Genomic DNA, 17549 nt, shown 5'->3' with positions numbered 1-17549 from the left:
ATTTTAATAAAATAATATTTGAAGGCCCATTACGATTATCCATATATAAGAGCAAGTTTTTGGTATCATTAGCATACCAATTTTGGGATATTTTTTACTAAATAAGGTTACTGGTAAATAACAAGCAAATGAAATAATAATTGCCCAAACCATCCTGTACATCCTCAAACCATATATATTTCCAGATATAGTATAGAGGATTATTATAACAAGTCCACAAATTAAAAATACTGAGTTTCTAATTATAGAAAGAGTCTTATTTTCATTTCCACTGGTCCAATTATTTTGGGGTAATAAACAAATAAATATCCTAATAAGTGCGCTAAGCCAAATTAAAATTTCTATTATGGTTGGAGCTTTTAAATTTTTAAATGTTTCTTTCCAGATATACAAGAGCAAGATATAAAATATTGTCATTGTGATAGATGAAACTTGGAGACCAAAGCCCATTTGTTTTTTAGTTTTTTCATCTATGCCAAATAAGGATTTTTTTACCCTTGGAATAAGGTGAAAGGCATCCCCAAAACATAAGATAAGAGTTAAAATCCCATATAGGATAAATAATTTTTCACCCTTTGAAAATATAAAAAATAAAATCCCTCCAATTAGGTCAAAAATTAAGTATCCTATATCGACAATTACTTCAAAAATATCAAAAATTTTCATTTTATATTTTTTTTCTTCCATTTTTATCTCTCCTTTATTATTGAAAAATAATTTTTTATAAAAATAAGTCCTGCGAGTGCCAAGGCAAAGCCAAGTCCTGTATAGAAAAATCCAATGAAATAATCTGGCAAAATTTTCATTGACCTAAGTCCTATGCCTCCTCCCATCATAAAGACCATTATTAAATAAGATTTTTTATCAAAAAATTTCCAAAAATATATTCTTCCCTTATAAGCCAATATCCTCTTTGTATGTTTTTTAGTCATATTATAAAACATAAATCCAAATAAAATAAATATAATAAGGGAAAAAATATATAAATTAAATTTTTTATCAATTCTAAAAAATGAAATTAGCCCGAGTCTTGCAACATTAAATCCTGCTATTAACCAAACAAGACCTGCAATAATTAGTAAGCTTTTGCTTTTAACCTTATACATAGAATCTCCTAGCTTTTTAAATGAAAATCTGCATTTTTGCAAATCTTATCAAAAACTTTTTTAAAAATCACCATATCTTCTCCACTTATCCCTTCAAACAAGTCTTCTATAAATTGCTCTTGTATTTTTTTGCCATTTTTAATTATTATATTTGCCGAGTCCAAAAGAAAAATTTCATAATATTTTCTGTTTTCTTTGTTTTGTTTTTTTATAATCAATTTTTTATTTTCCAAATTTTTTAATGATGTAGAAACATGTGATTTGGTAGATTTTCTAATTCTTACTATATCGCTTGCTGTATTATATTTTGGATTATTATATAAAAACATTAAAATATCATATTCCAATTGGGTTAGTTTATATTGTTGGCAAATTGAACTCGTTAATTTTTCATAATAATTTGTAATATTTTTATGCTGATCCCAAAAATGCATATAATCCTCCTTATAGTTCTATTTAGAACTATAATACTTTCATATAAATTTTTGTCAATTAAAAAAGCGAAAGAAATTCTTTCGCTCAAATTATTTTTTCTTATTTTTATTATAAACAAACCTACATTTAGGAAAATTGGAACAAGCTATAAATTTTCCATATTTCCCTTCTTTCTCAACTAATTTTCCTCCACATCTTGGACATATATTCTTTTCTATTTTTTCTTTATTTTCTTTTTTTAGCTTTTTTATATCCCTAGTGTGATAAAAATCTGATTGGTATGACTTATTTTCTTTTATTAAGATTTCAATCTTATCCAAGTCTTCTTTTTTTAGAATTTCATCTTTGGATAAGTCTTTTATTAAATCACTCACTTTTGAAATTTTACAGATTTTTGCTTTTTTCACTTCAATTGAATCTAGATTTGCCTCTGCTGAAAAGGCTATTATTGAGAAATACTTCATATTTGGATAAGAATTTTTTAAAATATTTTCAACAGCCTTTATATGACCATAATTTTGTAAAACTGGATTCATAAAATAATTTTTCTGATTTGATAAATATTGTACCCAATCCTTGGAAAATTCTTTACCATATATTTTTCCCTTGTATCCCTTTGTCTCTATACAAAAAATTCCATAAGTTGAAATAATCAAATGATCAATTTGGCTAGTTTTTGTATGATTAGATGTATTTTTTAATTTTATGTCATGTATTTTTCTGTATTTATTTTTATCAAGATCTTTAACATTTAAGGCAAGGGCCAACTCCCCTATATCGCCTTTAAATTTCGACTTAAAAACCGTAACAAGTAAGACTGAAAAAATAAAAAATCCAAGTGAAATATTAAGTTCCATAAATTTCTCCTAAAATATTACTTTATTAAATTCTTATCCTTTAAATATTCTCTTGCCACATCTTTTGCTGACTTTCCCTCAACATCTACAAGGTAGTTCATCTTTGTCATCTCCTCTGAAGTGATTTTTCCAGAAAGTTTTTCCAAAATTTCCTTCAATTCTGGGTGATTTTTTATTGTTTCTTCTCTTAAAAGAGGAGCCGCTTGATAAGGTGGGAATAAATTTTTGTCATCTTCTAATACCCTTAATTTGTTAGTGATAATTTGACTGTCGGTTGAATATACGTCTGTTAAATTAATTGATCCATTAGAAATTGCTGTATATCTTAGGGCAGGCTCCATTGTTTTTACATCAAAATTTAAACCATACAAGGATTTTAAGCCCTTATTTCCATCTTCTCTGTCATTGAATTCTAAAGTAAAGCCAGCAATAACATTATTTTCTACCTTTTTTAAATCAGAAATTTTTTCTATATTGTTTTCTTTTGCATAATCTTCCTTTATAGCTAAGGCATAAGTGTTTTGAAATTTGCTAGGCTTTAAATATACTAATTTATCTTGGTCATATATCATATCTCTCGCTTTTTTATAAACTTTTTCAGGATTGTTAGATATTTTACCCACATCTTCCTTTAATAAAGAATTAGTGATTGTACCAGTAAATTCTGGATACATATCTATACTTCCATTTTTCAAAGCCTCATACAAAAAGCTAGTTTTTCCAAAATTTGCCTTAACTTCTACCTTAATATCAGAATTTTCTTCAATTAATTCTTTATACATGTTAATTAAAATTTCTGGTTCAGCTCCTAATTTTCCTGCAATTGTGAGCTTATTATCTTTTTTACCAAAGGAAAACAAGCTCATTATCGTAATAATTATAGTAACAATTAAGGACATCAAAATATTTATTGGCTTTTTATTTACTAATGATTTAATTAAATATCCAAATAAAATTGCAAGTAAGGCTGAAGAAATAGCTCCTATTAAAATTAAGGCCGAATCATTTCTATCAATTCCTAAAAGTATAAAAGAACCTAATCCTCCTGCTCCTACAAGGGCAGCAAGAGTAGCTGTACCAATTATCATTATGGCAGACGTTCTAATTCCTGACATAATTATTGGCATGGCCAAACTTAACTTATATTTTTTTAACTTTTCCCATCTTGTCATACCAAAGGCTGTTGCTGCCTCTTCAAGTGAAGGGTCAATTTCAGAAAACCCTGTAATTGTCGCTTGATATATTGGGAAAAGTGCATAGATTACAAGGGCTGTAATTGCAGGAACTTTTCCAATTCCCATAAAGGGAATAAAAAGACCTAGTAGGGCCAAGGAAGGTATTGTTTGAAAAACTCCTGTAATTTGTAAAACCCACTCATTCAATTTTTTTCTATGAGATAAAAAAATAGCTAGAGGTACTGCAATTAAAATAGATATTATTAGGGAAATCATAGAAATTTGTAAATGTTCAAATAAGGCCTCAAGCCAGTCTGATTTTCTTTCTATAAAGGTATTAACTAAATTGTTCATCATTTATCCTTTTTTCATTATCAAAAAATTCACTAACAAAATTATTTTCTGGATTATTAATTATTTCTGTTGGACTTGCAATTTGAATAACCTTTCCATCCTTCATTACACAAATCCTATCAGCAAGTTTTAGGGCCTCATCCATATCGTGAGTTACAAAAACTGTTGTAATTTTAAAATCATCATGGATTTTTTTAATCAAATCTTGAAGACTGGTTTTGCTGATTGGATCTAGGGCAGAAAAAGGCTCATCCATTAATAATACTTTTGGACTTGCAGCAATTGCCCTCAAAATTCCTATTCTTTGTTTTTCACCACCAGATAGATCTTCTGGAAGTCTATTTTTGTAATCTTTTGGGTCTAAATCTACACTTTTCAAAAGCCTATCTACAGTTTCTTTTATTTTCTTCTTATCCATCTTTTTCATCTCTGGAATAAGAGAAATATTTTCTCCAACTGTCATATTAGGAAAAAGGGCAATTTGTTGGAGAACATATCCCATATCAAGCCTTAAATCTCTTAAAGGATAATCCTTTAATTTTTTTTCATTAAAATATATATCCCCCTCATTTTGTTCTATTAACCTATTTATCAGTTTTAAAGTAGTTGTTTTCCCACTGCCACTGGGACCAACGATTACAAAAAATTCTCCTTCTTTTATTTCAAAATTTAAATTATCTAATACCTTAACATTTCCTGTATAAGACATAGATACATTTTCATATTTTATCAATTTATCACCTTTCTTTTTATTAATTTTTATAAAATATATAATTTATTATAATTAATTTATACCCATAAGAAGCTTATTATAAATAAAGTTTCAATTAAAAAAACAGCCTAGATATCTCTAAGCTGTTTTCTAATCTATAGACTATTTATAAATCCTTCAAATACATGAATGAAAATCATTGAAGAAGTAGCCACAACTAACCAGGTTAAACCACCTGTGATAATCGGTTTTAGTCCTTTAGTAAATAAATCTTTAAATTTAATTTTAAATCCTACACCTGCCAAGGCAACTGTTACAAAAAACTTGTAAGCTGGTCCAAAAATTGCACCCTTATCTGGTAAAATTTCAAATACTCCCATTGTATTTAAAAGAGCCATAAGTAAAAATCCTACAATAAAAAGTGGGAAAGATCTTTTAAAACTTTCTCCTATAGACATATTTTCTGAATTATGTGAAGATTCTCTAACTTGTAGGGCTGTAATTACCAAAGCTAGTGGTATAAGTACAGTTGTACGAGCAAGTTTTACTGTTATAGCGTTATTTAAATTTACTCCATTTAAGGCATTGTAAGTTGATTCAGCTGCCGCTACTGATGAAGTATCATTGATTGCAGTTCCTGCCAAAAATGCAAATTGATTTTGTGAAAGACCAATTGCTCCTGCAAGGTAAGGGTAAGATAGGGCAGCTATAACATCAAATAAGAAAATAGCTGTCATTGCATAGGCAATCTCTTCTTCTTTTGCCTTTAAAATTCCTGAAAGAGTAGCGATTGCTGTTCCTCCACAAATTGTAGTACCAGATCCAACCAAAATTTTTGTATTTCTTGATAATTCAAATTTTTTACCAACAAAATTTGCAACAAGAAAAGCAAGACATAAGTTTGTCAAAATTAGTGGCATAGCCTTTGCTCCAAATCCTAATACTTGGGCAAAATCTAATGTACCTCCTGCCAAAATAATACCGAAATTTAAAAATTTCTTACCAACAAAACTTGTTCCATCTTTAAATTCAGAATCTATTTTAGGCATAAGATTTACAATAACCATGCCAATTAAAAGACCTATCATAGGTCCTCCAACAAAATTTTGTAATCCAGCTAAAAAAGTTGCAACTATTCCTATAAGAACACATACAATAATTGCACTTGTTTTTTTATTCATATTTCCTCCTATAAAAAATTAGTCTTAATACAAGACACGATAGATATAGTATACCAAATAATTCAATCAAAAGATATAAATGAGTATAAATAAACTAATTAAATTTTTAAGAAAAAATTTATCGATTATATTTTACTATATTTTATACTTAGATTAATATGTTAATAAATAACTTAAAATTATTTTTTTATAATATACTAACAAAGTTTATTAAAATATATAACTATTACTCAACCTAACGTAAAAATTTATTTTCTTAATTTTTCTAGAATAAATAGGCCCTGACTATTTGCCTTTTTGTTATTGTCCTTATAAAAATAGCCCAATTTTAAATAAAAAGATTTGGCAGTTATAGAGGATGGGACTATAATTTTTTTTGACTTAGTGGCATACTCATCATTTTCAAGATTTTCCAAAATTAATCTTCCCACTCCCTTTTTCTGATATTCTGGCAAAACAAAAATAGTATAAAAACAAGATTCATTTTTATCTTCATCATATCCGATAGATCCACAAGCAATAATTTTTTCACCATGGCATACCACATAAAAATGTCTAATCTTAGCTTTTTGTTTTATATTTTCTGAATTTAAAATCCTTACACCCTTTTCGATATAATCTTTTGAATAATCTTTTATATTAGTAGTTCTTAAAGTTTTAATAATAAGCTCAGATACTTCTTTTGCATCTTTTTCTTGAAATCTTCTGATATAAATAGTTTTCTTCATGTATCCATTATATAACTTTATTTGTAATTTTACATTTTTATTCTAATAGTTTTTATGGATATTATTAACTGACGGTAATTTTCTAATATTTTCATTTAGTGCCCAAAGAATTGCAACTAAAAATATAATTAAGGATCCAATAAATATTGCCATTGAACTTGATAAATATTCTCCTAAAAATCCACCAAATAAAGCTCCTAAAGGTGCCATAAAAGTTGAAATTCCTACCATAGCTCCCATTGCAGAACCTAATTTCTCACTTGGAACTATTATTTGAACCATAGTTTGAGCATAAACATTTACAAGACCAACAACAAACCAACCAAATCCATATAAAAAAACTGAAATTTTTATATTATTTTGGAAATAAGAAAGAAAGATCCAAGATAAAGCTACAAATGCCATTCCATAAATATATAATTTACCAAGAGATATTTCCTTTAATTTTGAAAATCCTGTGAATAAAGATCCGAGTAAAATCCCTGCTCCCATACCTGCAAGCATTAAACTATAAAATATTTCATTTTGAGTAAAGGCAGGTAAAACTGCACTTATTGATGTAGCAGCAAAGTTAATAAAAACAATTCCAAAAACTAGGGCAAAAATTCTTGAATCTTTAAATAAATTAAGTCCTTCTTTAAGAGATTTGAAGTGATTTTTTATTAGATTTTCTCTCGATTTATTTTCTCTTTTTTTAGAATGACTAAGTTTTTTTGATAATAAACAAAATAAAATCCCAGTTAATATAAAACTTATGGAATCAGCAAAAAAAGCTGTCATAAAACCACAAATTGAAATTATAAAACCTGCTAAAGTATCAAAAATTGCATTTGATCCTTGATAAGCCATAGTCATAAAAGAATTACCTCTAACAAGTTCTTTTTCAGATAAAATTTTTGGTAGTAGAGATATTTGACCTGGATAAACAAGTTGATTAATCAATGAAATTATTGGCATTATTATCATTATGTGATAGACACTTAATTTTCCAAATTTATACAAAAATGGAATAATTAAAATTAAAACTGCTTGAATCAGTTGTGATAAAATTAAAAATTTTTTCATATTAATCCTATCCAAAATTGGGCTTAGTAGTAATTGTACTATAGCAGTTGATGAAGTAAGAAATAGAGTAATACCAGAATAAATTGTAGATCCAGTCATTTTATAAACTAAAAGAGTTGATGCAATAGCATATAAACTATCTCCAAAATTTGTTATTAGACGTCCTAAAAGCAGGACATAAAAGTCTTTATTTTTAATCATTTTTAACATTTTCCTTATATTTAACGTTTTGTTTATTTTGACAGTTGTACATTTTTTTACCAGTAAGGATTAACTTACTGGTTTTAAGATAATTTATAAATTTGTACTTGAAAACTTTCCTCACTACCTTCATCTTTACTATATTTTTTTATTAATTCATTGAGGTCTTTTTCAAATGCTTCATAAGATTTGCCAGAAATTTTAAAAGAAAATACCTTCTCTTCTAAATTTTTATTAAATATTTCACTATTAGGAATAAAGGCCTTGGCTACTGGCAAAAAATATTTTTGTGTAATTCCATTAATAAGTTCAGTATCAACAACTTCTATAATATTATTTTTTTCTAAAATTTTTAGGTGATAGTGAATCTTTGACCTACTTACACCAAGGGCATCTGATAAATCTTGGGCATTTTTTGGACTAGTTCCCAAAGTCATAATTATTTTAAGTCTTAAAGGATCACTTACAATATTAATCTCTTCCAACGAATTTAAAATGTGAACTTCTTTCAAAATACACCTCCATATCTTTGTTTTCTTTATTGTAACTTAAATTTACTTAACAGTCAAATATTTTTGAACGTTAAATATTTATAATCAAAAACTCTCAAGATTTTTATTCTTGAGAGTTTACAATTGAATCAAAGTAATTTTAATTTACTATAAAAAACAAATAACTACTTATTTTCAAATAAAAATATATCATTTACTGTTTTATCAAAAAATATTGATATTTTAATTGCCAATTCCAAACTTGGATCATACTTATTATTTTCAATTGCAATTATAGTTTGACGAGAAACTCCAAGCTCTTTTGCCAAATCTTCCTGCCTTAAGCCATTTTCTTTTCGAAGTTTTTTTATTATATTATTCATAAAAATTTTTTAAATCACTTTCATTCCTATAAAAATAATAAGAGCAATAATTGAGAGAGTTAAGGCTATTATTTCCATGAATTTATTTGCTCTAACATATTCCTCATCACCTTCAACCATCTTATTTTTTATATAGATTCTTGAAAAATTTTGTACACTTATGGTTAGACACAAAATTAATACAGGAAGTGGATTATATTTAAAATCACTAAATAAGGATTTATAAGAAGAAAAAATAACCCATAAACTCAAAGAAATAACAGCTACCTTGTAAGCCAAACTTTCTGACCTTAATAAAATATTCCTATCCATTTCATCCATCTTTGAAACTTTTTTCATAATAATACCTCCATTACATTTCAAAATGTAAAACTATCTTTACATTAATATATGAAATTTAGATATATATATCAAGAGTTCTTTACATTTTTCTATAAAAAAATATCTGACCTAAGGAAAAATAACATCCCTATCAGATATTTTTTAAAATTAATTTTTTAAATTTAATATTTTTTCTCATAATATCCATTTATAAAAAATGTAATCATTGGATAAAATAGAATAAAATTGCCAAAATACCTCCTGGTAAATATGCTTTTACTGCAAGACAAATTACAGCAACAAGGCCTATTAAGATTATTAAAATATAAGACATTGTGGCATTAACCTTGTCCTTAATTTTTACATTTCTCTCATCATTTACATTTATCCTATAAGATTCATCTTTTTCAATCATTTTATTATGCATTATTTTTACGCTAGAAATAGATGTGCTAATGGCAAAAATAAAAGTCAATAAAATATTTCTTATTTCATTACCTTTAATAGTAAACAACAAAATTAAACTAAAAAAACCTACAAAGTATCCCAAATACCAAATCTTATTATTTTTTATAATCTTCCCCTTCATAAATAAAAATATCTTCAATAGTCAAACCAAAATACCTAGCAATTTTAAAAGCCAAGATAATTGATGGATTGTATCTCCCATTTTCTAAATAGCCAATTGTTTGCCTAGAAACTTCAAGAATTGAAGCTAATTCTTCTTGCGTAATCTTATTTTCTTTTCTAATCAGCTCAGGTCTATTTTTCACATTAAATCACCTCTTTATATGTTAAGCTAGCTTTACATATTTTATAAGAATATTTCACTTATATATCAAGTTTACTTTCCATATTTAAAAATATGATTTAATAAAAAATACCCGACTCGTACTTTATTTTGTACTTATCGGGTAATTTTATTAAATAAATCTATCAGATCTATTAAGAATTTTTAATAGATACTAACCATTTTCTTTTTTCGACAAAGCTTTATTAACTTTATATCCAATTATGAAGTAGAATAGCATTTGCAATACAACTATTATTGTCATAGTTGTATTAGTTAGACTATTACTAAATATTATAATAATGTTTAGTAATATAAAAAATATAGCATATATGCGCAAAAGTTTAGCTGCATACCTATGCGCATAATTCCAGTTTTCTTTAGATTTCATACTTAATTGTGTTCTAAATCCGCTATGCTTACTGATATTTCCATTTGCTTTATACTTATAAAAAAAAGACAAAAACAACCCTGTTATAGGTAATAAATTAATTACAATTTTCTCAAAATTCATACATCCTCCTAAAGATCCTAAAAGCTAATACTTTCAATACTTATATAAGCTATAATCTTATCTTCTTAGCAACAAACTAATTAATTCCACATAGATTGAATAGTCAATAAAGTCAGTGATTAGTATAACTTAATTTATTAGCTTTTTTATTAGAATATAAGCTGAAAATTATAATTAAAATTCCTGACATTGTATTCTTATTTAAAAAATCATCCTTAAAAGCGAAGAAATAAAATAAATTTAAAAATACAATTATAAATCCTATGACCATAATTATTTTAAAAATATCTTTAGATACAATTTTCATTTTACTTTATCCTTTCTATACTTACTTATTGTTAATAATCAAATAATAAGAAACTTTATTAAATACATCTTTTGAATAATTTATTTTCACATTATATGATTAAAACTCTTGCAAAATCTAATTAAATAACTTTATTGATTTATAAAAATTAGATTTTAATCCTTATAATTTTATTATTTCACATAATAGCAATACTGTAAAAACGGCTATAAGAATCATATCAAGTATCTTTATTTGTTTCTAAGCTAAAATTTTCTAAAATCACTTTAAATATCAAGCTAGGATTTATGTTTTGAAAAAAGTGAATAAAAATTATATTATAAATAATTCAAGATAGATTCTAAGATTTTCTTACCTAAAAATTTACTTAGCACATAGATTTTATATTTGAAAATTTAAGTCACTAAAAAAATATTTATTGAAAATTTGTATAACATAGGATAGAAACATACTAAGTCGATTTTAAGCCCTATTATTGATACTATTTCTAATATCTATAAATTGATTCAAGCTTCTAAAAACTTGAAAAATAGATGAACGTATAACAAAATCTTCGTGAGTTTTAGGTAGTTCCATTATTTTAAAATGTTCTTTTAAAAATTCAATTCTTTTTTTAACCTTAACCATGTTTCCATCTTTTGAAAGGTTATTTGCAGTATCAATCATTATATCAGATATCAATTTTCCATCAGCATATTCTGCAGGAATCGCCTTTAAATCATAATACATATCTTTTAAAAGATCCAGCTCTCTTTCCCTGTGGTTTAACCCTACGAGCAAATTCTTACTATTTTCTATACGGTTATCATTTTCAATAATAGCAAGATCAAGGGCCTTATCTATATCATCTTCAAGTTTTTTAATTTTTTTTTCATAAATTTTAACATCTAGGTCATTTACAAGAGTATGACCAAAAAATTTTAACATATCCTTTATATCGTCATCAATATCTTCTATCCAATCTATCAACTCATCCTGACTTTCTGGTGCGTATAAGTTGGTTAACATGGCAAATCCTGTTCCTATGGTGACAAGACCTATCTCATTAATTATTATTGAAGAATTAATTTGTCCATAGCTTAGTAAATGTGTAACTGCCACACTTGATGGACCAAGACCTAGTTCAATTTTTAATAAGAATGATATAGGCACAAACAAGAGTAAATATATGCCAAAAGCCCAAGTTCTGTAGGCAAAAATTTCAAATACCAAAATCCCTAAAACAAGGGCTATGATAGCAGATAGCGCTCTTTTTACTCCACCTTTTACAGTAGCTTTTCTAGTCTCAAATATATCAAGGATGGTAATAATTGCTGCTGAAGATGAGAATTTAAGCCCAAAAGCTTTAGCTACAAGCAAGGAAAGGGTAGCTGCTATGGCTGTTTTTATAGTTGTGCTAAGTAATGTTTTGTTCATAATAATCCTTTTAATGTAAATTTATTAAAGATCTACCTATTTTGATTCTTCTATTGTGTATATTTTTATAATTGCTCGGATTTTAAATCAAAAAAAGATATAAAATCAATACAGCTTCTTATAATAAGTTTGCAACTATATCTCCATGTCTTTTTTCATCTTTTTTTACGCTTTCAATTTCTGGAAATTTTTCAGCAACAGGTGCATAATTGTCGGCTGCCTTATACTCGCCTTTTATTATAAGCGGATATAGATGCTTTTTGCCAATAAGTCTATAAAGGATAGGCATAAAAACTGCCAAAGTTTTCTTAGGTTTTAAATTTTCTTGTGTAAGTCCATGAAAAACAGCTGCGTGATGCCCTTCTTCAGCTGCAAGCTTTATAAAAGTTTCTGCATCATTTTTATCCTTAACTACATCAGCAAGGGCCCTATACATCAACACAACATCTAGTTCTCCTTGCTGAGATTTTAATAAAATTTTCATATCTTTTTTACTTATAGACATTTTTTCTCCTTATCTTATTTGTTATTTTATTATACTTTAATACAATAAATTTTTATTTTGTTTATTTCTTACCCTATTATTATATGAATTTTTATATAAACAACAATAAAAATCCCGACTTAGAATACAATAATTTTTATGTTGAGTAATCTTAGTTATATAATCAATAATTCTACATTTTTTAACTATTGTCTTAAAAACATATATTTACTTTTTCAGAAAGAATCTTTGTTTCTTATTTTCTAGATTTTTTCCTACTTAATATTTAACATAATTAAATTTAAGAAAATTTATAACTCGAAACATTTAAAATATTAGTATAAATAAAAATCAAAATTTTTCTTTAATTTCATAGTAAGATATTTAAAGTATCTTGTTGCTGAAAAAAATAATTTCATTTATTTACTTTTATAGTATAATTTTATTTTTTTGACATAAATACAAGGCATTCCGCAAAAGCATCTTCTTTATCACAATTAAAGGTTTGAAGAAATTCCAAAAAACTAGAAGCATAACATGAATTTCATATTTCTATTTTTTCAGCAGCAGGCTGTCCTTTCCCTCCTGCTTTTACTCTTCTTCCACCTCTGTATGTTCCGTCTTTAGCGATAGTATCACCTCATAATACTTAAATATAAAATCTCCCTTCAATAAACAATATTGTTTACTGTAGGGAGATTTTAGTTTAACTATGTTTGTCTAAAAATAGAAAAGATCCTCAAATTTCTTTTCTAAAGCAATGCAAAGTATCAATGCTAATTTAGCAGTGGGGTTAAATTGACCAGTTTCAATTGAGCTGATTGTATTTCTTGAAACACCCACCTCATCAGCTAACTGTTGTTGTGAATAGCCTTTTTCTTTTCTGACTTCTTTTAAATGATTTTTGAGAACTAGTTTATCATCCATAATCCATCACTACTTCAATGTTATAAGGTTAATTACAAATAAGGCAATACCTATAATCGCCATAAGTATCCCCATTAACAATTGCTTTCTTTCTTTTAGTTTTGCATACTTTACAAGTTCTTTCGTTGCTTCAATACTAAAATAAATACTTAGTATTCCATAATTAAAGGAATTATAGAAAAAAGCTTCAATTCCAAATAGGATGGCAGCAACAGCTAATTCGATTTGGCTGGAAATTTCACCTGCTTTTTTAAAAATATCAACCATCATCTCATCATGATATTTATACTCCTCACGACTTCTTGCTAAAACTTCATCTCTCTTCATATTCATTCTCCTTTATCCTTTTGCCAAGTTCACTTGGTATTTATATTATATTATGCCAAGTTTTATTGTCAATAGCTTAGAATAAATATTTTTCTTTTCGAATGATATTCTTTAATACCCTCATTGAAATCGTTTTTTTAAGTGAGATGGTGTCACCGTTTGTGGGGAAATAAATCATAGAAATTTGATATTCAAATCCCACTAAAACTATCCTCCAAATCTATCTAATCATAGTTTTATTAGTAAATATGAATAAAAGGCAAAACTTTGCAAAATCTACATATGTAAGAATAAGTCAATCAGTAAATGTTTTTATAATTTATTATATCATTCTGGAGAAAAGAAAAAACAGCCCGTATGAGCTGTTTTGATTATTATTTTCTTGTCCTATTTTCATTTATTAGATATCCCTAAAATATTTCTTTACGCATTAATAATATCAAAAGTAGAATTAATACTATAAACAATCTTTCCTTTTCCTTATCCCGATTATTAAACTATTGGGGCTGACAAGAATCCAGTTGGTCTTAGCTTTGTATAGTTTTTAAATATATCGACTGGAAGTAGGAAAGAAATAATAAATATAGAGATTCCAATTACAAATATTTTTTTACCAATTTCTTCTTCAGACTATTCTATTTTTTTGAAATTATATTGTTCGAATTAAATCTATAGTCGGTCTGTCTAATATTCTCTTTAAAGAAAAATGATAGATGATTAGATTAATACCATAGACGACTAATGAAAATCCTAGGAAGCTTTTGTAGTCATAATATTTTATTAAAGTACTCATTCTTAAATCAGAAGCTATTAATGATATTACAAACATAAGACCTAAGCTCACAATAATAGAAATTGTAAAGGACTTTATCTGTTCTCCAATAAATTCTTTTTGATAGATGTTCTTTAACTCATCTACATCCATCCCACAAGAGTAAAGACTCCCGATTTCTTTTTTTCTGCTCATAAGACTTAAATTAATGGATGAGTAGCCGTTGGTGATATTTAGTACAAAGATGATTGATGCAATTCCTATTACAATTTTTATTAGACTTTTCAAATCATTATATTCATTTTTTGCTGTTTCCTCACCTGTTGTGATATTAAAGCGATCTTCTGGTGAGATTTTACTTCTAATCATGGCCTCTACATATTCTTTTACATCTTTGGTATCCGAATCTTTTATCTTCATATTTAATGTATAGGCATAGTTTTTATTTTTTTCATCGCCGGAGTCTTCCATCAGTTTAAAAAATGTTTCAAAATCTGTATAAACTTTTACATCGAATGGTCTTGTTTTCGACTTATATTTTCCCAAATCTGTTATCGTCTTTGCAATTTTAATAGTCTTCTTATAATCATTTTCAAAGTTAATATCTAAAGTCTGTGGATTTTCAAAATATGGAATTCTCTTTGCCTGAGCTATTGGAATAGAAGAATCTTCTTGAATTGAATTGTAGAGGACAAATTCACCCTTCTTTCCTCCAAGTTTTTTTAAATCTTTTTCTTCCAAGGCGATGATAAATCCATCCATACCCTTTGCCTTATATTTTTTTATATTCTTTCTAGCTTCCTCATCTAATCCAGCAGCTTTTGCTTCTTTTGAGAATTCGTTATTGTTTTCCACTTGAACATATTTATCTTTTGAAATATATGACTTCTCGTTAGGAATTTTATCTACAATTTCATTTAATATTTTTGGGACTTGATTCTTTTCACTAAAATAATCAACAGAAAAATTATATCCATTATCGTAACTAGAATAATCTCTGTAGTATGTTGATATGCCTATAGTGATTATAAATACTGAAATAATAATTATCCCTATTGCGGAAATATATCTCTGTGATTTTATTGAAGCTAAGTTGTTGAGTTTTAATTCCTTCCAAAAATCTTTGGCTCTTTTCTTCTTTGATTTTGAAAAATCTATATTCCCTCTTATGCCGTCTATAATGTTTATTTTTGAAATCTTTTTCGCAGGGGATTTAATGGCTAGTGCTACAATCACAAAGGAAACAAAAAGTATTGCTAAACTTAGTAAGGGATTAAATTTTATAACTTCAAAGGCACTAACTCCTTCACCTTTTGTTATGTTTTTATACAAACAATACATAAAGAAAAATCCTGCAATGTGTCCTAAGAGTATTGGAATTGCAGTTATAATAAGTCCTTCCTTTAGAAGTAAGAGATAAATTTGTCCATTGGTAGATCCTATAGACTTATAAATGGAAAGCTCTCTAATCTTCCTAAGCCCCCAAACCCAAAATATGTTTTTTATAAAAAACACAAAGATTACTATACATCCAAGAACTGATAGAACAAGAACAGCCTGGCTCATTATATTTTGTAAGGGTTCGTTTTCCACTCCATAATAGTTTATAAGACCTTTAGAAAATTCTAAATGAACATCTTTACCTAGTATTTTGTTTATTTCACTTTGTATCTTATCTCTATTTTTGTAAGCTTCTTCAAATGAATGAAATTTTACAAAAGTTCTGAACGTAGGCATTTTATCTTGTAGACCTAGAGCAAAACTTAGTTTACTGTACCTGTTGTAGACATCTCCGTAAACACCGACTAAAGTAAAACTTTTAGAACCTTTAATCTCAAATTTTTCCCTGTCAGTATTTGCACTTGTGGGTCCTATCTCTTCTCCGTCTAACAACCTTTTGCCCAAATTAAGTTTGACCTTGTCGCCTATTGTAAGTTTGTTTTTCTTTACTAGACTTTCAGATAGTACAATTTCGTCTTCCTTTTCAGCAAATCTGCCGCGGGTAAGTCTTGAATACTCTCTCATCTTATTGATTGCTTCGTCTTGGTAGTTGATAACTACTAAATCGTCAGCAAGTTTTCCATTATCAGGATTAAGAGACATTTTTCCGACCAAGTCTATATCTTCAATGGATTTTAACTTTTCAACATCTTCATTTGAGAGTTCTTCTTTAATCTCCCCATGATAAAAGCTTGAAGCCATATAATTACCATAGTTGGATCTCAAGCTTCTATATCCAAAATAAAAAATAATGGTGAAAAATAGACTTACAATAAATAAGGAAATAAAAATAGGAAAATTCTTCTTATTCATTTTTTTCATCTCCTACAATTTTTCCATCGACTATTGTAATAATTCGATTTGCTTGTAAGGCTATTTCTTCGTCATGGGTAATTAAGATAATCGTCTGTTTTAAGCTTCTATTGAAGTATTTAAAGATTTCTATAATTTCCTTAGAATTTTTCCTATCCAAATTACCTGTTGGTTCATCTGCTAGTATGATAGATGGATTGTAGATAAGACTTCTGGCTATGGCAACTCTTTGTTGCTGACCTCCTGAAAGTTCACTTGGAAAAGAGTCAAGTTTACTTTCTATACCCAGTTTTTTTACTATATCCGAGAATTCATCTTGATTGATTTTCCTTTTATCAAGTTTTAATGGAAGTTCTATATTGTGACGAACTGTTAAGTTGGGAATCAAATTATAAAATTGATAAATTAGTCCGACTTTCCTTCTCCTAAAAAGTGCTAATTCTTTTGATGTATATTTTGAAATGTCATTGCCGTCTATAAATATTTTTCCAGAACTTGGATTGTCAACTCCACCCAACAAGTGAAGTAGAGTTGACTTGCCTGATCCACTTGGTCCAACAATTGCAATAAATTCTCCTTTTTCTATTTTTAAATTAACATCATCAATTGCCCTTACAACATTTTCTCCACTTCCATAAGTTTTTGATAAGTTTTCAGTTCTAACAATTTCCATATGTACCTCCCTCTTTT

The 17549-nt window shown here is 27.3% G+C and carries 21 protein-coding genes; all 21 read right to left on the bottom strand.

Annotation, left to right across the window (positions count from 1 at the left end; genetic code table 11):
• Positions 1-3 precede the first annotated feature (3 nt).
• The 21 genes from CJ192_RS01470 to CJ192_RS01355 all read right to left on the bottom strand — a co-directional run bounded on the left by CJ192_RS01470 (position 4) and on the right by CJ192_RS01355 (position 17532).
• A complete protein-coding gene (locus CJ192_RS01470) occupies positions 4-687 on the bottom strand; it encodes a hypothetical protein (RefSeq protein ID WP_102197496.1) in 684 nt (227 codons plus the stop codon).
• Between the two features lie 2 nt (positions 688-689).
• Complete coding sequence (locus CJ192_RS01465) at positions 690-1106, bottom strand: hypothetical protein (protein ID WP_102197495.1); 417 nt, start codon at positions 1104-1106, stop codon at positions 690-692.
• 8 nt (positions 1107-1114) lie between these two features.
• Complete coding sequence (locus tag CJ192_RS01460; protein ID WP_102197494.1) at positions 1115-1540, bottom strand: MarR family winged helix-turn-helix transcriptional regulator; 426 nt, start codon at positions 1538-1540, stop codon at positions 1115-1117.
• A 90-nt stretch (positions 1541-1630) separates the two neighbouring features.
• A complete protein-coding gene (locus tag CJ192_RS01455) occupies positions 1631-2398 on the bottom strand; it encodes an NERD domain-containing protein (RefSeq protein WP_004816410.1) in 768 nt (255 codons plus the stop codon).
• Between the two features lie 17 nt (positions 2399-2415).
• Positions 2416-3927 carry an ABC transporter permease/substrate-binding protein gene (locus CJ192_RS01450; protein WP_102197493.1) on the bottom strand — a complete coding sequence of 504 codons (1512 nt, stop codon included), beginning with the start codon at positions 3925-3927 and terminating at the stop codon, positions 2416-2418.
• Positions 3911-4660, bottom strand: a complete 750-nt coding sequence (locus CJ192_RS01445) for an ATP-binding cassette domain-containing protein (RefSeq protein ID WP_102197492.1) — start codon at positions 4658-4660, stop codon at positions 3911-3913. Before CJ192_RS01445 ends, CJ192_RS01450 begins: the two co-directional genes overlap by 17 nt.
• A 134-nt stretch (positions 4661-4794) precedes the next feature.
• Entirely contained in the window at positions 4795-5820 is a 1026-nt protein-coding gene (locus CJ192_RS01440) for a YeiH family protein (RefSeq protein WP_102197491.1), read from the bottom strand.
• A 248-nt stretch (positions 5821-6068) separates the two neighbouring features.
• On the bottom strand, positions 6069-6548 hold the full coding sequence (locus CJ192_RS01435) for a GNAT family N-acetyltransferase (protein WP_102197490.1): 480 nt from the start codon (positions 6546-6548) through the stop codon (positions 6069-6071).
• Positions 6549-6590: 42 nt separating this feature from the next.
• Positions 6591-7823 carry an MFS transporter gene (locus CJ192_RS01430; RefSeq protein WP_102197489.1) on the bottom strand — a complete coding sequence of 411 codons (1233 nt, stop codon included), beginning with the start codon at positions 7821-7823 and terminating at the stop codon, positions 6591-6593.
• A 74-nt stretch (positions 7824-7897) separates the two neighbouring features.
• Positions 7898-8326 (bottom strand): ArsR/SmtB family transcription factor, encoded by a 429-nt coding sequence (locus tag CJ192_RS01425; protein WP_102197488.1) that lies wholly within the window; start codon positions 8324-8326, stop codon positions 7898-7900.
• Positions 8327-8490: 164 nt separating this feature from the next.
• Positions 8491-8688 carry a helix-turn-helix transcriptional regulator gene (locus tag CJ192_RS01420; protein ID WP_004813985.1) on the bottom strand — a complete coding sequence of 66 codons (198 nt, stop codon included), beginning with the start codon at positions 8686-8688 and terminating at the stop codon, positions 8491-8493.
• A gap of 9 nt (positions 8689-8697) precedes the next feature.
• Positions 8698-9027: a hypothetical protein gene (locus tag CJ192_RS01415; protein WP_102197487.1), complete on the bottom strand. Its 330-nt coding sequence runs from the start codon at positions 9025-9027 to the stop codon at positions 8698-8700.
• Between the two features lie 205 nt (positions 9028-9232).
• Positions 9233-9436: a hypothetical protein gene (locus CJ192_RS09415; protein ID WP_244897263.1), complete on the bottom strand. Its 204-nt coding sequence runs from the start codon at positions 9434-9436 to the stop codon at positions 9233-9235.
• Positions 9437-9572: 136 nt separating this feature from the next.
• On the bottom strand, positions 9573-9782 hold the full coding sequence (locus CJ192_RS01405; RefSeq protein ID WP_102197486.1) for a helix-turn-helix transcriptional regulator: 210 nt from the start codon (positions 9780-9782) through the stop codon (positions 9573-9575).
• Positions 9783-9974: 192 nt separating this feature from the next.
• Entirely contained in the window at positions 9975-10313 is a 339-nt protein-coding gene (locus CJ192_RS01400; RefSeq protein ID WP_102197485.1) for an SdpI family protein, read from the bottom strand.
• 769 nt (positions 10314-11082) lie between these two features.
• Complete coding sequence (locus tag CJ192_RS01390) at positions 11083-12036, bottom strand: aromatic acid exporter family protein (protein WP_102197483.1); 954 nt, start codon at positions 12034-12036, stop codon at positions 11083-11085.
• 118 nt (positions 12037-12154) lie between these two features.
• A complete protein-coding gene (locus tag CJ192_RS01385) occupies positions 12155-12541 on the bottom strand; it encodes a ferritin family protein (RefSeq protein WP_102197482.1) in 387 nt (128 codons plus the stop codon).
• Positions 12542-13240: 699 nt separating this feature from the next.
• Complete coding sequence (locus tag CJ192_RS01375) at positions 13241-13447, bottom strand: helix-turn-helix transcriptional regulator (protein ID WP_004816384.1); 207 nt, start codon at positions 13445-13447, stop codon at positions 13241-13243.
• 9 nt (positions 13448-13456) lie between these two features.
• Positions 13457-13774 (bottom strand): DUF6442 family protein, encoded by a 318-nt coding sequence (locus tag CJ192_RS01370; protein ID WP_102197481.1) that lies wholly within the window; start codon positions 13772-13774, stop codon positions 13457-13459.
• A 649-nt stretch (positions 13775-14423) separates the two neighbouring features.
• Entirely contained in the window at positions 14424-16859 is a 2436-nt protein-coding gene (locus CJ192_RS01360) for an ABC transporter permease (RefSeq protein WP_102197480.1), read from the bottom strand.
• Complete coding sequence (locus CJ192_RS01355; protein WP_102197479.1) at positions 16852-17532, bottom strand: ABC transporter ATP-binding protein; 681 nt, start codon at positions 17530-17532, stop codon at positions 16852-16854. Before CJ192_RS01355 ends, CJ192_RS01360 begins: the two co-directional genes overlap by 8 nt.
• Positions 17533-17549: the final 17 nt, after the last annotated feature.

The organism is Anaerococcus hydrogenalis (assembly GCF_002871895.1).
Taxonomy (GTDB): domain Bacteria; phylum Bacillota; class Clostridia; order Tissierellales; family Peptoniphilaceae; genus Anaerococcus; species Anaerococcus hydrogenalis.
The sequence above is the reverse complement of the archived record's forward strand: the minus strand, read 5'-3'. Positions and strand labels throughout refer to the sequence as shown.

Coding starts and splice junctions, on each gene's coding strand:
- CJ192_RS01470 (WP_102197496.1), bottom strand. CDS start 687: ATGGAAGAAAAAAAATATAAAATGAAAATTTTTGATATTTTTGAAGTA.
- CJ192_RS01465 (WP_102197495.1), bottom strand. CDS start 1,106: ATGTATAAGGTTAAAAGCAAAAGCTTACTAATTATTGCAGGTCTTGTT.
- CJ192_RS01460 (WP_102197494.1), bottom strand. CDS start 1,540: ATGCATTTTTGGGATCAGCATAAAAATATTACAAATTATTATGAAAAA.
- CJ192_RS01455 (WP_004816410.1), bottom strand. CDS start 2,398: ATGGAACTTAATATTTCACTTGGATTTTTTATTTTTTCAGTCTTACTT.
- CJ192_RS01450 (WP_102197493.1), bottom strand. CDS start 3,927: ATGAACAATTTAGTTAATACCTTTATAGAAAGAAAATCAGACTGGCTT.
- CJ192_RS01440 (WP_102197491.1), bottom strand. CDS start 5,820: ATGAATAAAAAAACAAGTGCAATTATTGTATGTGTTCTTATAGGAATA.
- CJ192_RS01435 (WP_102197490.1), bottom strand. CDS start 6,548: ATGAAGAAAACTATTTATATCAGAAGATTTCAAGAAAAAGATGCAAAA.
- CJ192_RS01430 (WP_102197489.1), bottom strand. CDS start 7,823: ATGTTAAAAATGATTAAAAATAAAGACTTTTATGTCCTGCTTTTAGGA.
- CJ192_RS01420 (WP_004813985.1), bottom strand. CDS start 8,688: ATGAATAATATAATAAAAAAACTTCGAAAAGAAAATGGCTTAAGGCAG.
- CJ192_RS01415 (WP_102197487.1), bottom strand. CDS start 9,027: ATGAAAAAAGTTTCAAAGATGGATGAAATGGATAGGAATATTTTATTA.
- CJ192_RS09415 (WP_244897263.1), bottom strand. CDS start 9,436: ATGCATAATAAAATGATTGAAAAAGATGAATCTTATAGGATAAATGTA.
- CJ192_RS01400 (WP_102197485.1), bottom strand. CDS start 10,313: ATGAATTTTGAGAAAATTGTAATTAATTTATTACCTATAACAGGGTTG.
- CJ192_RS01390 (WP_102197483.1), bottom strand. CDS start 12,036: ATGAACAAAACATTACTTAGCACAACTATAAAAACAGCCATAGCAGCT.
- CJ192_RS01385 (WP_102197482.1), bottom strand. CDS start 12,541: ATGTCTATAAGTAAAAAAGATATGAAAATTTTATTAAAATCTCAGCAA.
- CJ192_RS01375 (WP_004816384.1), bottom strand. CDS start 13,447: ATGGATGATAAACTAGTTCTCAAAAATCATTTAAAAGAAGTCAGAAAA.
- CJ192_RS01370 (WP_102197481.1), bottom strand. CDS start 13,774: ATGAAGAGAGATGAAGTTTTAGCAAGAAGTCGTGAGGAGTATAAATAT.
- CJ192_RS01360 (WP_102197480.1), bottom strand. CDS start 16,859: ATGAATAAGAAGAATTTTCCTATTTTTATTTCCTTATTTATTGTAAGT.
- CJ192_RS01355 (WP_102197479.1), bottom strand. CDS start 17,532: ATGGAAATTGTTAGAACTGAAAACTTATCAAAAACTTATGGAAGTGGA.